The organism is Bacillus sp. I-2 (genome assembly GCF_001974945.1).
Taxonomy (GTDB): Bacteria; Bacillota; Bacilli; order Bacillales; family Bacillaceae; genus Bacillus; species Bacillus safensis.
The window spans coordinates 1-824 of sequence record NZ_LZRW01000017.1; the positions used below are offsets into that span (position 1 = coordinate 1).

At 49.0% G+C, this 824-nt stretch carries 5 tRNA genes and 1 rRNA gene; all 6 read right to left on the bottom strand.

Annotated elements, in window-relative coordinates:
- Positions 1–49: 49 nt before the first annotated feature.
- Positions 50–126: transfer RNA gene (locus BAE31_RS06235), tRNA-Met, on the bottom strand.
- Positions 127–141: 15 nt separating this feature from the next.
- Positions 142–217: transfer RNA gene (locus BAE31_RS06240), tRNA-Val, on the bottom strand.
- A gap of 33 nt (positions 218–250) precedes the next feature.
- Positions 251–325: transfer RNA gene (locus BAE31_RS06245), tRNA-Glu, on the bottom strand.
- A gap of 17 nt (positions 326–342) precedes the next feature.
- A tRNA-Ser gene (locus BAE31_RS06250) sits at positions 343–433 on the bottom strand.
- 4 nt (positions 434–437) lie between these two features.
- Positions 438–512: transfer RNA gene (locus tag BAE31_RS06255), tRNA-Asn, on the bottom strand.
- A 9-nt stretch (positions 513–521) separates the two neighbouring features.
- Positions 522–637, bottom strand: a 5S ribosomal RNA gene (gene rrf / locus BAE31_RS06260).
- Positions 638–824: the final 187 nt, after the last annotated feature.

The window sequence follows — 824 nt, forward strand, 5'->3', positions numbered from 1 at the left end:
TCCTGCGTGACAGGCAGGCATTCTAACCAACTGAACTACCGGACCATTTTGGTTGCGGGGGCAGGATTTGAACCTGCGACCTTCGGGTTATGAGCCCGACGAGCTACCGAACTGCTCCACCCCGCGACGATATAAAAGATATGGTGGAGGATGACGGGCTCGAACCGCCGACCCTCTGCTTGTAAGGCAGATGCTCTCCCAGCTGAGCTAATCCTCCGAATAAAAAATGCTGGTGTATATTCTATAAAAATGGTGACCCGTACGGGATTCGAACCCGTGTTACCGCCGTGAAAGGGCGGTGTCTTAACCGCTTGACCAACGGGCCCTTTATTATGTAAATTGTGGCGGAGAGCAAGGGATTCGAACCCTTGAGACGGGGTTACCGCCTACACGATTTCCAATCGTGCTCCTTCGGCCACTCGGACAGCTCTCCAAATTGGCTCCGCAGGTAGGATTCGAACCTACGACCGATCGGTTAACAGCCGATAGCTCTACCACTGAGCTACTGCGGAATGAAGAAAGCCTGGCGATGTCCTACTCTCACAGGGGGAAACCCCCAACTACCATCGGCGCTGAAGAGCTTAACTTCCGTGTTCGGTATGGGAACGGGTGTGACCTCTTCGCCATCATCACCAGACAATTTAGTGACAAAAGATATTATACTATGTATTGAAAATAAATCAAGAGATATTTTAAAAATGTTCTCTCAAAACTAGATAACAATGTTCATGCTTCACATTAGAATATAGGTTAAGTCCTCGATCTATTAGTATCTGTCAGCTCCACGTGTCACCACGCTTCCACCTCAGACCTATCAACCATTA